The organism is Amycolatopsis sp. NPDC004772, assembly GCF_053601215.1.
This window is the reverse complement of record NZ_JBSGBK010000014.1, coordinates 74067-86840: the sequence shown is the minus strand read 5'-3', so window position 1 is coordinate 86840 and position 12774 is coordinate 74067. Positions and strand designations below refer to the sequence as shown.

At 72.2% G+C, this 12774-nt stretch carries 12 protein-coding genes; 8 read left to right on the top strand and 4 right to left on the bottom strand.

Features of this window, described 5'->3' with window-relative positions; translation table 11 throughout:
* The first annotated feature begins 8 nt into the window (after nt 1-8).
* Nucleotides 9-497: an N-acetyltransferase family protein gene (locus ACWEF6_RS11975; protein WP_449682927.1), complete on the top strand. Its 489-nt coding sequence runs from the start codon at nt 9-11 to the stop codon at nt 495-497.
* On the opposite strand, the gene ACWEF6_RS11970 is transcribed toward ACWEF6_RS11975, so the two are convergent.
* Nucleotides 494-1081, bottom strand: a complete 588-nt coding sequence (locus ACWEF6_RS11970; protein WP_449682926.1) for a helix-turn-helix domain-containing protein — start codon at nt 1079-1081, stop codon at nt 494-496. The genes ACWEF6_RS11975 and ACWEF6_RS11970 overlap by 4 nt on opposite strands.
* Nucleotides 1082-1158: 77 nt before the next feature.
* Between ACWEF6_RS11970 and ACWEF6_RS11965 the strand changes: the two genes are divergently transcribed.
* The 3 genes from ACWEF6_RS11965 (at nt 1159) to ACWEF6_RS11955 (ending at nt 3145) form a co-directional block, all read left to right on the top strand.
* Nucleotides 1159-2100: an NAD(P)/FAD-dependent oxidoreductase gene (locus ACWEF6_RS11965; protein WP_449682925.1), complete on the top strand. Its 942-nt coding sequence runs from the start codon at nt 1159-1161 to the stop codon at nt 2098-2100.
* 32 nt (nt 2101-2132) lie between these two features.
* On the top strand, nt 2133-2588 hold the full coding sequence (locus ACWEF6_RS11960) for a group II truncated hemoglobin (protein ID WP_449682924.1): 456 nt from the start codon (nt 2133-2135) through the stop codon (nt 2586-2588).
* A gap of 116 nt (nt 2589-2704) precedes the next feature.
* Nucleotides 2705-3145 carry a hypothetical protein gene (locus ACWEF6_RS11955; protein WP_449682923.1) on the top strand — a complete coding sequence of 147 codons (441 nt, stop codon included), beginning with the start codon at nt 2705-2707 and terminating at the stop codon, nt 3143-3145.
* Here the strand turns inward: ACWEF6_RS11955 and ACWEF6_RS11950 are convergent.
* On the bottom strand, nt 3108-4001 hold the full coding sequence (locus ACWEF6_RS11950) for an NAD-dependent protein deacetylase (RefSeq protein WP_449682922.1): 894 nt from the start codon (nt 3999-4001) through the stop codon (nt 3108-3110). The two genes, ACWEF6_RS11955 and ACWEF6_RS11950, sit on opposite strands and share 38 nt — an antisense overlap.
* 151 nt (nt 4002-4152) lie before the next feature.
* Between ACWEF6_RS11950 and ACWEF6_RS11945 the strand changes: the two genes are divergently transcribed.
* Complete coding sequence (locus tag ACWEF6_RS11945; protein WP_449682921.1) at nt 4153-6294, top strand: ATP-binding protein; 2142 nt, start codon at nt 4153-4155, stop codon at nt 6292-6294.
* 2 nt (nt 6295-6296) lie between these two features.
* Here ACWEF6_RS11945 and ACWEF6_RS11940 read toward each other — a convergent pair whose 3' ends face one another.
* Nucleotides 6297-7388 (bottom strand): HesA/MoeB/ThiF family protein, encoded by a 1092-nt coding sequence (locus ACWEF6_RS11940; RefSeq protein ID WP_449682920.1) that lies wholly within the window; start codon nt 7386-7388, stop codon nt 6297-6299.
* A gap of 442 nt (nt 7389-7830) precedes the next feature.
* On the opposite strand from ACWEF6_RS11940, the gene ACWEF6_RS11935 reads away from it, so the two are divergent.
* From ACWEF6_RS11935 to ACWEF6_RS11925, 3 genes are all read left to right on the top strand, one after another.
* Complete coding sequence (locus ACWEF6_RS11935; RefSeq protein WP_449682919.1) at nt 7831-10824, top strand: tetratricopeptide repeat protein; 2994 nt, start codon at nt 7831-7833, stop codon at nt 10822-10824.
* 182 nt (nt 10825-11006) lie between these two features.
* Nucleotides 11007-11201 carry a hypothetical protein gene (locus ACWEF6_RS11930; RefSeq protein ID WP_449682918.1) on the top strand — a complete coding sequence of 65 codons (195 nt, stop codon included), beginning with the start codon at nt 11007-11009 and terminating at the stop codon, nt 11199-11201.
* 236 nt (nt 11202-11437) lie between these two features.
* The gene (locus ACWEF6_RS11925; protein ID WP_449682917.1) at nt 11438-11728 is read left to right on the top strand and encodes a hypothetical protein; all 291 of its coding nucleotides are present in this window, start codon (nt 11438-11440) and stop codon (nt 11726-11728) included.
* A 9-nt stretch (nt 11729-11737) separates the two neighbouring features.
* Here ACWEF6_RS11925 and ACWEF6_RS11920 read toward each other — a convergent pair whose 3' ends face one another.
* Nucleotides 11738-12649, bottom strand: coding sequence for a DUF3800 domain-containing protein (locus tag ACWEF6_RS11920; RefSeq protein ID WP_449682916.1), 912 nt, complete (start codon nt 12647-12649; stop codon nt 11738-11740).
* Nucleotides 12650-12774 lie beyond the last annotated feature (125 nt).

Genomic DNA, 12774 nt, shown 5'->3' with positions numbered 1-12774 from the left:
TAGCGACCATGTCCACTATAGCGGAAGCGACGGAGGCTGACGCCGAAGGCATTGCCGCCGTCTTCTCGCCGTACGTCACCGATTCGGTCTTCACCTTCGAAACCACGCCGCCGACCGCGCAGCAGTGGCGGGCGAAGATCCGCGAGCGCACGTGGCCCTTCCTCGTCCTCGCCGAGGAGGGTGAGATTCTCGGCTACGCGCTGGCTGCGCCGTGGCGGCCCAAGCCGGCGTACCGGTACTCGGTGGAGACGACGATCTACCTCGCACCCCGGGCGGCCGGCCGGGGTCACGGACGACGGCTGCTCGACGCCCTGCTCAAGCGGTGCGAGGAAGCCGGGGCCCGGCAGGCGATCGCGGTCATCGTCGACTCCGGCAACCCGGCGTCGCGGAACCTGCACCGGGCGGCCGGTTTCACCGACGCGGGCGTGCTGCGGCGCGTCGGCTTCAAGCACGACCGCTGGCTCGACACCCTGCTGATGCAGCGCGAGCTGGGCTAACGCGACTTCGCCCGCAGGTGCAGCCGCTCCCCCTGCTTGCCGAACAGGCTGAGGATCTCCGCCGGCCGGCCGTCGACCGCGCCGAACCAGTGCGGGAGGCGGGTGTCGAACTCCGCCGCTTCGCCCGGCCCCAGCGTCATGTCGCGGTCGGCCAGGATCAGGCGCAGCCGGCCCGACAGGACGTACAGCCACTCGTAGCCCTCGTGGACCTGGGGATCGGGCTCGCCCGTCTCGGGCTCCAGGATCATCTTGAACGCCTGCGGCGCGCCCGGCTGGCGGGTCAGCGGCAGCACCGTCATGGTCGCGCCGTTGTGACGCGGGATCCGCCGCGCGGTCAGCCGGACGCGGGGATCGCCGACCTCCGGCGCGCCGACCAGTTCGTCGAGGGGCACCTGGTGGGCCTGGGCGATCGGCAGCAGCAGCTCCAGGCTCGGCTTGCGCTGCCCGGACTCCAGCCGGGAGAGCGTGCTCTTCGAGATACCCGTCGCCTCCGACAGGTCGGCGAGGGTGACCCGCCGCTGCGTGCGGACCCGCTTGAGGCGGGGGCCGACCTCGGCGAGGGCCTGGGTGATCGCGTCCGTCATGCCTCCAGGAAACCCGCTTGTCCCGGAATCGGCAACATTAGTTGTCGGATTCGCCAAGCCGGGTTCATGGTGGCGGCATGAGCGAAAACAACAGCTTCGACGTCTTGGTGGTGGGTGGCGGCGCCGCGGGTCTCAGCGCCGCCCTGATGCTGGGCCGGGCGCGGCGGCGCGTCGCGGTCGTCGACGGCGGAGAACCGCGCAACGCGCCGGCGTCGCACATGCACGGCTTCCTGTCCCGCGACGGCCTGCCGCCGTCCGAACTCCTGGAAATCGGCCGCGGCGAGCTCCGCGGCTACGGCGTGGAACTCCTCGAGGACCGGGTGACCCGGCTGGACCACGGCTTCACGGCCCGGCTGGCGAGCGGCCGCGAACTGACCGCCCGGCGCGTCCTGGTCGCCACCGGCGTCCACGACGACCTGCCGGACCTCCCGGGCCTGCGCGAGAGCTGGGGCACCGACGCGATGACCTGCCCCTACTGCCACGGCTACGAGCTGCGCGACCAGCCGCTCGGCGTGCTGGGCACCGAGCCGGCGAGCGTCGAGCACGCGCTCCTGGTCCGCCAGTGGTCACCGGACGTGGTGTACTTCGCGCACACCGAGCCACCGTCCGATGCGGACCGGGACCGGCTCGACGCGCGCGGGATCCGCGTGGTCGACGGCGTCGTCACCGCCGTCCGGCGCGAAGGCGGCCGCCTCACCGGCATCGAGGTCGGCGCCCGGTTCGTGCCGCAGGCCGCGTTGTTCCTCCGCACCCGGACCGTCCCGCACGACCAGCTGCTGCGCGACCTCGGCTATGTCGACGGCGACGTCGATGCCTCCGGGAAGACCGGCGTGCCCGGGGTGTGGGCCGCGGGGAACGTCGTCGACGCGCGGGCGACCGTGATCATCGCCGCGGCCCAGGGCGCGGCCGCGGCCGGGGCGCTGAACCACGACCTCGTCACCGAGGACGTCGAGCGGGCGGTCGGCGCACTGGGCGGCTTCTCCCCCGCCGCGGAACGCGCGGCCGCCGGGGCGCGCTAGCTCCCGGCGCCCCGGCGTGCCAGGCTCGGCGGATGCGTCCGACGCTCTACGAATTCGCCGGCGGCGACCCGGCGTTCCGCGCGCTGGCCACCGCCCACCACGAGCGCTGCCTGGCCGACCCGGAGTTGAACCACCCGTTCTCGAAGCAGGATCAGCACCCGCGGCACGTCGAGCGGCTCGCCTGGTACTGGGCCGAGGTCCTGGGTGGCCCGCCGCGGTTCTCCCGCGAGTGCAGCGACCACACGGCGATGCTCCGGATGCACGCCGGCAACGGCGACATGACCGACCTCGGCCGCCGGTTCGTCACGTGCTTCGTCCAGGCCGCGGACGACGCCGGCCTGCCCGCCGACCCGGAGTTCCGCGCCGCGCTGCGGGCGTACATGGAGTGGGCGGTGGCCGAGGTGCTCACGTATCCCGGCCCGCCCGCCGACGTCCCCGCCGGGCTGCCGGTGCCCCGCTGGTCGTGGACCGGGTTGCAGCCGTTGTAACGACCGGGGCCGCCGCCGCGTCTTGCAGGCGACGACCGGCTGTGGAGGTCCGTCGCCAGAGCCGGTCCGGGCCAGGTTCCCCCCACCTGCCCGGACCGGTTCGTCCACTCCGTCCGATGGCCGCGAGCACGGCGTCGCGAGCCGGGCGTGCCGACGCCGTGTTCCGAGCAGGACGTGCGGGCGCTGGTCAACCACATGGCCCGCGGCAACCTCAACTACATCGGTCTCCTCCGCGGAGCGACTCGCGAGGAATTTCTGCCCGGCGGGACGAAGACGCCCTCGGCGACGACCCCGTCACCGCGTACGCCGGCTCGGTCCGGGCCTGCGCCGCCGCCTTCGCCGAGGAAGGCGCGCTGGACCGCGTCGTCGACTACCCGCTCGGCACCGACGAGACCCTCGACCCGGACCTGGTCGCGTCGATCGACGAGGACTACGCCACGATCTTCGCGGGCTTGGGCCCGGGCATCTTCGCCGAGCCGCCGCCGATCCCGCCCGGCGCGTCCCGGCAGGAGCGGCTGCTCACGCGGTTCGGCCGCGCTCCTCGGCGAGCCGGCTGACCAGCTCGGTCAACGCCGGCCCCAACGGCCGATCGACGCGCACCGAGGCGTAACGGTCGCCGCGGGTCTCCCCGCGGTTGACGATCACCACCGGCTTGCCCGCCTTCGCCGCGTGGCGGACGAACCGCAGCCCCGACATCACGGTCAGGGACGAGCCGAGCACCAGCAGCGCCTCGGCGGCGTCGACCAACCCGAAGCACTGCTCGACCCGCGGCCGCGGCACGTTCTCGCCGAAGAACACGACGTCCGGCTTCAGCACGCCTTCGCAGGCCTCGCACGGGACCGGCCGGAAGCCGCGGACGACGTCGGCGGGCAGGTCGACGTCGCCGTCCGGGTTGATCCGGGTGGCCGCGCCGGTGAAGCCGGGGTTGGCCGCGCGCAGCCGCCGGTCGAGCTCCATCCGGGGGCTGGTGCGGTGGCAGTCCAGGCAGATGACGCGGTCCAGGCTGCCGTGCAGCTCGACGGCGTCCGCGGTGCCGGCCGCCTGGTGCAGGCCGTCGACGTTCTGCGTGATGACGCCGGAGACGTAACCGCCTTCGCGCAGGGCCGCCACGGCGCGGTGGCCGTCGTTGGGGTCGGCGCGGGCGATCGTGCGCCAGCCGAGGTGGCTGCGCGCCCAGTACCGCTGCCGCCCTTCGGCGCTGGTGACGAACTCCTCGTAGGTCATCGGCGTGTGCCGGCGCAGGCTGCCGCTCTCGCCGCGGTAGTCGGGAATCCCGGATTCGGTGGACAACCCGGCCCCGCTGAGCACGGCGACCCGCCCGCGCGCCACGACGCTCGTCAGCTCGTCGAGGCTGGACGTCCGCGGCAGCGGCGCGTCCGCCGACGTCCAGGAAAGGGTGGGCCGGGTACGCACCAAGCCAGGGTACGTGGGCCGGGGAGAACCGTCCCGAGCGCCGCGCGGACGGGTGACGCTGAGCGTCGACCGTGTCACATCCCGCTCATGGACCGGGGGTTGTGCGGTACACCGGAAGTTCGATTGGTGGGTTGCGGGCTGGGGTACGGCGATGGTCGACGAACCGGGGCACGAGCACGGCACGAAGGTGACGAACGAGGTGCCCGGCACCGTCGCCGGTTCCGTGGTGCAGGCAGGCTCGATCGGGCAGGTCGTACTGGCGCCCGCCGTGCCGCGGCAGAAACTGCCGGTGCCCCGCCAGCTGCCTCCGGCGGTGCGTGACTTCGCCGGGCGGGACGACCAGCTCGCCCGGCTGGACGACCTCCTGCTCGCCGACGAGGACCACCCGGCCGCCATGGTCATTTCGGCGCTGGACGGCACGGCCGGGGTCGGGAAGACGGCCCTGGCCGTGCAGTGGGCGCACCGGGTGGAACACCGCTTCCCCGACGGCACGCTGTTCGCCGATCTGCGCGGCTACGGCCCGAGCGCGCCGGTGCGCCCGGACCTCGTGCTCGCGTCGTTCCTCCACGTCCTGGGCGTCGAAGAGGACCGGATGCCCGCCGAGCTGGACGCCCAGGTCAGCGTCTACCGCTCGGTGCTCGCCGGCCGCCGGGTGCTGATCGTGCTGGACAACGCCGGCACCGCCGAGCAGGTCCGGCCGCTGCTGCCCGGCTCCCCCGGCTGTGTCGTGCTGGTCACCAGCCGGGCCAGCCTGACCGGGCTGCTCGTCGCCGAAGCCGCCAGCCAGGTCACCCTCGACCTGTTCACCCCGGACGAAGCCCGCGTGCTGCTCCGCCGGATCCTCGGGCCCGCGCGGGTCGCCGCCGAGCCCGGCGCCGTCGCCGACCTCGTCGAGGCGTGCGCGCGGCTGCCCCTCGCGCTGCGGATCGCCGCCACCCGCATCGCCACCCGCCGCCACACCAGCGTCGCCGAGGTCGTGGCGGACATCGCCGGCGGCGCGGACAGGTTGGACGTGTTGAGCAGCAGCGGAGACGAACGCAGTGCCGTGCGGAGTGTGTTCGACTGGTCGTACGCGCGGCTGCCGGCCGAGCACGCCGGCGTCTTCCGGCGGCTGGGCCTGCATCCCGGGGCCGAGTTCGGGGTGCCGGCCGCCGCGGCGGTGGCCGGGGTCGACGCCGCCACGGCGTACCGGGTGCTCGAAGCGCTGGCCGACGGGCACTTGGTCGAGTCCATCGGGGGCCGGCGCTACCGGTGCCACGACCTGCTGCACGCCTACGCGGCGCACCGCGCCGAACGAGACGACGACCCGGACAGCCGGCGCGAAGCCGTGTCCCGGCTCGTCACCTGGTACGCCCGCACCGCGCAGGCCGCCGACCGGCTGGTCTTCCCCGGCCTCGAAGCTCCGGCCATCGAGCTGCCCCCGGTGGGCCCGGACGTGCCGCTCGCCGACCGCGCCGAGGCCGTCGCGTGGCTGAACACCGAGCAGGTGAACCTGCTGGCGGTCCTGCGTTCGGCCAGCGCGCACCGGACCGCGGTCGTTCTGGCGGCGGCCGCGCGGTTCCTGAGCCTCCGCGAGCGCGCCCTGTGGTCGGTGCGCCTCGAAGCCGAGACCCTCGGCCTCCGTGCCGCGGAAGCGGCCGGGGATCGGGCCGCGGAGGCCTTCCTACTCGGTTTCCGCGGTGACACGCTCGCGGACCTGGGCCGCTGGGACGACGCCGAAGCCGACTTCGGCCGCCAGCTCGTGCTGGCGCGGGAACTCGGCGACGCCGTCCGGCAGCAGGTGGCCCTGACCGGTCTGGGGCAGATCCGCCTCCTGCAACAGCGCTATGCCGAGGCGCGGGATCACTACCTCGCGGCGTTGCCGCTGGCCCGGCGGGCGGGCCCGCGTCCGGAAGCCGTCGTGGAGTGCAATCTCAGCCGGATCAACGTGCGGCTGGGTGAGTTCGCACAGGCTCGCGTGCACGCCGAACGCGAGCTCGTGCTGCGCCGCGAGGCCGACGACGCGGTCGGCGAGGCCTACGCCCGGTGCGATGTGGCCATTGCGCTGCAAGGTCTCCAGGCCCACGACACGGCGCTCGAGTACACGACGTCAGCCATCGCGCAATACCGGGCGCTCGCGGGCACCGAGGCGCTGCTCGCCGAGGCCCTCGAGACGGCGGCGACCTCGCTCGAGCACACCGGAGAAGCGCTGAGCGCGGCAGACTGCCTCGAGGAGGCTGCCGCGCTCCTCGACCCCCTCGACGCGGAACGCGCCGAGACCCTGCGTGCCCGGGTCCGCGACCTGACGCCGTGACCTCACCCGCAGGTCGGGCAATCCGGCCGGGGTTCCTCGGGGCCGAGCGCGAAGCTGTCTTGCAGGGTGACGAGGTTGAACCCGTACTCGCAATTGGTCCGCAGCTTCGGCGCCCCGGTGATGAGGCTCAGCGTGGCGTGCGCGGCCAGCTGGCCCGCGACCCCGGCGGACACGGCGTTGGCCGCTTGGGGCCGGAAGTGCTCCGCCGCGGCCGGGAAGGTCCGCGGGGGCAGCGCCGCCCGGCGTTCCCGCTCCGCGACGCGGGCGCAGTCGTAGCACGGGCCCGCGCCCGGCGCGTACAGCCCGCAGTTGACCTGCGGACCGTGGTAGCCGCCGTGCACCCACGCCGTCCCGGTCTCCCGGCACGCCCGGTTGGTCCACGCGCGGATCTCCGGCGGCTCGTCCGCGGCCAGCAGCACCACGTCGTGGCCGATCGCCAGCGTCCGCAGCACCGCCGGGCCGTCGACGAGCAACCGCGCACCGGTGACCCGGACTTCGGAGTTCTGCGCCCGCAGCCGCTCGACGGCGGCCGCGACCTTGGGGCGGCCGAGGTCGCGTTCGGTGAACAGGATCTGCCGGTTGAGGTTGGACAGCTCGACCACGTCGGGTTCGACGCAGTGGACGTGCCCGACCCCGGACACGACCAGGGTCTGCGCGGCCGTGCAGCCGACACCGCCGATCCCGATCACGACGACCCGCGCCCCGCGCAGCAGCAGCTGGGTGTCCCAGCTCGTGCGGCGCGGCGTGCGGTCCATCCAGCGGAAGAGCGCCCGGCTCCGGCCGTAGCGCTCCCGCTCGGCGGCGCTGAGCCCGCCGGGGTCCGGCTCGCCGGCGTCTTCGACGTACCCGGCCCGGACCAGGTCGCCGATCGCCGCCCGGACGTCGGCGCCGGTCCGCTGCGGGTGGAGGTGGACGAGGCCGGCGACGACCTCGTCCGTGGTCCTCGAACCGTCGAGCAGCTCCAGCAGCGCCCACACCCATCCGCCGGGATCGCCGATGTCGGCGGCGATCCCGCGCACCACACCGCCGATCCGGATCCGATCGTTCCCGTGGCGGACCGGGAGGTGCTCGGGTTTGATCCTGGGTCGCCGCATGGCCGCTCCTCCTCGTCACTAGCTCTGCTGGGTCGGGTGGCTGAAAGTCGGTTCACGGTCCGCTTCAATGAATTCGATCATGACGTCGCACCTCCTTTCCGATCTGCGCACGGAGAACCGCGAGCTTCGCCGGAATACAGCCGCGCAACGGTTTCGGCTGGCCGGTGGATGCCGACATGTGCGCTCCGCTCGGTCGGTGCTCGACGGGACACCGGAAGCATGGAACCCGCTGCTGTCAACGACATGTCGGCGGCCGCGGCAAACCGGCAACACGCTCGTGTCGAACGTGACAAATCAATGTCAGCACTGGTCAGAGCGGTGGCGCGGGCGTGCGGGCGAATGCCAGACTCGGATTCGGCGAGGAGGATCAGCGATCCCGGGAGGGGGGAAAGCTGGCGGGATGGAGATCGCATTCGGAATTCTCGGGCAGACTACCCTGCGAATGCACGGGCAGTTGACCACCGAGTGGGGTTCGCTCAAGCTCCGCAGGGTGCTGGCCGCGCTGCTCACCGATCCCGGAGCGCGGATGGGAATGGCCACGCTGGCCGAGTGGGTCTGGTCGCTCGACGAGCCGGAACCGAATGATCCGGTGTCCACTTTCCGCACCTACTCCGCGCGCATCGGCAAGGCGATGCGCGAAGCCGGTGTGCCCGCGGCACTCCGCACCGCCGACGGCGCACTGCACCTCGAGGTGGAACGGTCCGCGATCGACTATTTCACCTTCGAAAAACTCATCGAAACGGCCCGGCGGCTGAGCAAAGAAGAAAACCACGAGGCCGCCTGCGAAGTGGCCACGAGCGCCCTGGCCCTCTGGCGGGGGCATCCGCTCGCGGACCTGACGTCCCAGCCCGCGCAGACCTGGCGGTACGCGGCGGTACACAACGCCTGGCTCCCGGCGAACCAGTTGCTGCTGGGCGAATTGATCGCGCTCGGGCGATGCGAAGCCGCACTGCAGAAACTCGACGAGCTCCAGCGGGAACACCGGACCGATCTCGGGCTGGCCCGGCGGCGCCTGCACGTGCTGCGCGAACTCGGCCGGATCGACGACATGGGCGCCTACCACATGTCCGTCCGCAAGCTGCTGGTCGCCGAGGACGATCGCGCCGCGGCCGCCGACCTCCTCGCCTACTACAATTCGCTGCTGCCGAACAAGATCTCCGCCTCGGCGCAACGCGGCGCGCGCAGTGCGGCTGAACGGCTGGCCTCGCTGCCCCGCCCCCGGCCCCCGTCGGATTCGGCCGTCACCTTGTTGCCGGCCTTGTCCCCCCGCGGCCGGTCGACCCTGCCGCCGGCCGCGGCCGGTTTCGTCGGCCACCACGACTTGCAGAAGACGCTCGACGGGCTGGCCCGCGACGCCGACGGGCGGTTCCGGCCCGGCGTGATCGTGCTGGACGGCTTGGCGGGCATCGGGAAGACCGCGCTGGCGGTGCACTGGGCGCACCGGCAGTACGGCAGGCTGACCGACAACGCGTTGTACCTGGACCTGCACGGCTTCGACGGCGGGCGGCCCGGCAAAGCCGAGGACGTGGTCGACGAGCTCCTCGACGCCTTCGACGTCCCCATCGCCCGCCTGCCGACCCCCGCCCGGCGGGCGACCAAGCTGCGGCAAATCCTTGCGCGGCAACGCACCCTGGTGGTGCTCGACAACGCGGCGAGCTCGGCGCACGTGCTGCCGTTGCTGGTCACCCTTTCCCCGAGCCTGCTGCTCGTCACGAGCCGCCAAGGTCTCACGGCGCTGGCGAGCCGCCACGGGGCGCGGCGCTGTTCGGTGACCCCGCTCAACGAGCTGCACGCCGTCGAGGTCCTGACCAACCGCGTCGGCCCGGGCGGCGCTGCCCAGCAGGAGCCGCTCGCGCGGATTTCCGCGTTGTGCGGTGGCGTTCCCTTGACTTTGCAATTGGTCGCCCACCACATCGAAAGCCGCCGCGGGGCCGCGCTGACCGAGCTCGCCGACGAACTCCGTGACCAGAGCAGGCTCCTGGACATCGGGGACGACGGAGACGACCCGCCGTCGAACATGCGCGCGGCGCTTTCGGTCACCTACAACGCTCTTCCCCGGGAGGCCCGCGACCTGCTCCGGTCGATCGGCCTCTCCCCGGCGCCGGAACTGACGCTGCCCGCGGCCGCCGCGCTGGCCGGGCGGGCGGCGAAAGAAGTCCGGCACGCGCTGGATGTCCTCGTCAGCACCCACTTCCTCACCCACACGGGCGCCCCCGGCCGCTACCGGGTGCACGACCTGCTCCGGACGTTCGCCCGCGAACTCGCCGAGGCGGAGGACGAAACCGAAGCCCGGGAACAGGCCGAACGCCGGCTGCTCAGTTACTACCTGCACGCCGGCTTCGACGCCGACCGCCTGCTGTTCCCGTTCCGCCCGCCGGTTCCGATGCTGCCCGTGCTCGACGGCGTTCCCGCGGCCGAATTCACTTCCGAAAGCGCGGCGGCCGCCTGGCTGCTGTCGGAGAAGAACAATTTCGACCGCCTCATTCCGTGGGCGGCCCAGCGGAATCACCACGAATACGCCTGGCGGCTCGCCCACCCCCTGTACGGCATTTACCGCAGGTATGGTTTCTATAGTGAATTGCGCGATGCGTACAGCGTTTCGGTAAATTCGACCCAAACGGTGGACAACCTCGAGGCCGAGGGCGCTACGCGGAGTGACCTCGGCCTGATTTGCCTCGCACTGGGCGAGCGAGACGCGGCGTTGCGGGAACTCCACCTCGCCGCCGCCATCGCGCAGCAGACGGGCGGCGCGGTCTGGATCGCCACGTCCCTCCTGCACCTGGGCACCTTCGAAGCCCACATCGGCAATGCGGACGACGCCGAAGCCATGTACCGGCGCGCCTTGGGCAAGCTGCGCGCCACCAGCAACCCCGGCATCGAATCGGCCATTCTGCACCGGCTCGCGGAAACCCTGCGTGAGCGCGACCGGCTCGACGAGGCACTGACCTTGTACCGCCGGGCCCTGGCGCTCAAGCAGGGCATCAGCAACCGCCACGGCGAAGCCGAGATCCTGGCCGAGCTGGCCGCCACGTTGTGCCGATTGGGGAACTACGAGGAAGCCCGGCGACACGGCTTGCACGCGCTGACGATCATCGAGCAGATCAACGACGTCGAAGCCGGCCCGCGCGCCTGCCTGGTCATGGCCGAGGTCAACCACCGGCAGGCACGCCACGCCGCAACGATCGCCTACGCGCGCCAGGCGGTGCGGCTGGCCATGCGCAACCACAACGCGATCGTCGAAGCCGAGGCGCTGCACATCCTCGGCCACGCGTTGCACGAAACCGGGCGCCTGGCCGCTGCCGAGGAAGGCTGGCTGGCCGCGACGGCGATTTACCTCGACCTGGGGAACCGCGAACGCGAACTGCACCTCCGGACGGACCTCGCGGTCCTTCGGGAAGGCCCGGCGGAGACGGATAAATACTCTCCAGTAATGTGAAAGAAACTTCGGGTTTCACTCGAAGTGACGATAAGTCGACGTTCTACTGGAAAGTAGGCGTCACTCCGTAGTGTCAGCCAACCTGATAGAAGTGGTCCGCAAGGCAGCTCGAACCACTGAGGGTAGGGGCCCGGATTCAGCACCCGGGTGAGGTCCCCTAATATGGTGATCACCGTCCTCCATTGAGGACAGTCGACACGGTCGAGCATCCCCCACTCGACCCTGTCGATCGAACGACAGAAAGCAAAGCAAGAATGAGCAAGTGCTTTTTCGCCGTGATCACCCTGGCGCTCGCCCTCCTTTTCACCGGGCCAGTCGCGGACAGTCAGAAGGATTATTGGAACCCCGACGACGTCACGGTGAGCGCTATCGCCTGATCCGCGGTCAGCGACCCGGCGGCGGGGCGGCGGCCGCACAGCCCCCGCCTCACCGCCGGACCCCCGTCCGGGCTCGTGGACTGCGCCGGATGCCGAGCGTGCTGGGGGCCTTGCGCAGCGTGCGGGTCACCGTATCCTCAAAGGGGACCGAGGCTTTGCCGGTGGGTCGTGGAGGGGTTGCTGTGCCTGAGCCTGTGCTGGTGTCCGTGGCCGCAGCCGCTGCGGGGAGAGCCGTGGTGGGGTTGTACAACCTGATCAAGGCCAAGTTCGCCGACGATCCCGACGCGTCGGCCGTCCTGTCCGCCGCGGAAGGGGCGGCGGAGGACTCACCTCAGGTGCGTGAGCTGGCCGAAACGCTCGCAGCGAAGCAGGCGGCGGATCCGGCGTTCGGTGAGCAGCTGCGTGCCGAGTGGGAACGGGCGGCGGGCCAGCACGCCGAGTCCGGCGGCGTGGCCAACCGGATCTCCGGCAGTGTCGGCGGCAACGTCGTGCAGGCGCGCGACATCGGCGGCGACATCAGCTTCTGACGCGGCCGGTCACCCGACGGGCCCGTCCCAGACCGACTCGTCGTCCACGAACGAACTCAGCAATGTGGTCAGCACCGGGTCGCCGCGGCCGTTCAGGGCGTCGGAGGCGATGCGGCGGGCCACGCCCGCCAGGAAATCGGCGATCTGGACGCGGGTGTCGGCGCGGGAGTCGACGAACCGCACGTCCGCCAGGCGCGGGCCGAGCGTGGCCTTGAGCTGGAGCACGCGCTCGGCCGTGAGAGCCAGCTGCTCGTCGTGCACCAGGGCGACCGCGGTGCCGTCGGCGCTCCAATGACGGACCGTGTGGACCACGGCGGGCACCAGCGGGTCGAGCACCGGCACCAGCCCCGGATCGCCGGCCAGCCGCGCGCGGTAGGCGGCCACGCGCTCGCGGCCGTCGCGGAACCGGGCGACGATCTCGCCGGCTTCGCCCGGGACGTCCGCCAGCGCACCGGCCAGCGCGAAGAACTCCTCCAGCGACGTCGTCACGCCGCGGCGGGGGTTCAGCCGCAGCACGCTGGTGAACGCCGTCAGGAAGTACTGCCAGCGGGCGGCGCCGAACGCGGCCGGGCCCGTGCGGTGAAGGGTGCGCGCCATCGCCTCCGTGCCGTTCTCGGCCAGCAGGGAGACCGCGGCGCGGACGGCGAAGAACGTCTTGTCGGTCAGGTGCACGTGCCCGCGGCCGGCGAGCGGGCCGTCCGGGGCGAGCAGCCATTCGAGCACCGCGCGGTGCTTGGCGCGCAGCAGGTGGTTGGCCTTGTACTCCTCGGCCGGTGAGCCGATGCGGGCACGGATCTCCCGCACGCACGCCGTCGCCTCGATTCCGGACATCCGGACGCCCGCATGGGCGAAGACGTCGGTCTCGCCCCCGAGCAGGTTCTCGCCCTCCGAACCCGACTCGTCGCAGGCGATCTCGCGCACCCGCCCGATCGTGCCAGAGCGCACCGGCCGCGGGCGATCGGATTACCCGGCCGCCCGTCACGGTTGGGCCACGGCGGCTAACGACCGCGGCGGATCCGCTGACTCGCGAAGAGCAGGGGGTTGCG

Coding starts and splice junctions, on each gene's coding strand:
- ACWEF6_RS11975 (WP_449682927.1), top strand. CDS start 9: ATGTCCACTATAGCGGAAGCGACGGAGGCTGACGCCGAAGGCATTGCC.
- ACWEF6_RS11970 (WP_449682926.1), bottom strand. CDS start 1,081: ATGACGGACGCGATCACCCAGGCCCTCGCCGAGGTCGGCCCCCGCCTC.
- ACWEF6_RS11965 (WP_449682925.1), top strand. CDS start 1,159: ATGAGCGAAAACAACAGCTTCGACGTCTTGGTGGTGGGTGGCGGCGCC.
- ACWEF6_RS11960 (WP_449682924.1), top strand. CDS start 2,133: ATGCGTCCGACGCTCTACGAATTCGCCGGCGGCGACCCGGCGTTCCGC.
- ACWEF6_RS11955 (WP_449682923.1), top strand. CDS start 2,705: ATGGCCGCGAGCACGGCGTCGCGAGCCGGGCGTGCCGACGCCGTGTTC.
- ACWEF6_RS11945 (WP_449682921.1), top strand. CDS start 4,153: ATGGTCGACGAACCGGGGCACGAGCACGGCACGAAGGTGACGAACGAG.
- ACWEF6_RS11940 (WP_449682920.1), bottom strand. CDS start 7,388: ATGCGGCGACCCAGGATCAAACCCGAGCACCTCCCGGTCCGCCACGGG.
- ACWEF6_RS11935 (WP_449682919.1), top strand. CDS start 7,831: ATGCACGGGCAGTTGACCACCGAGTGGGGTTCGCTCAAGCTCCGCAGG.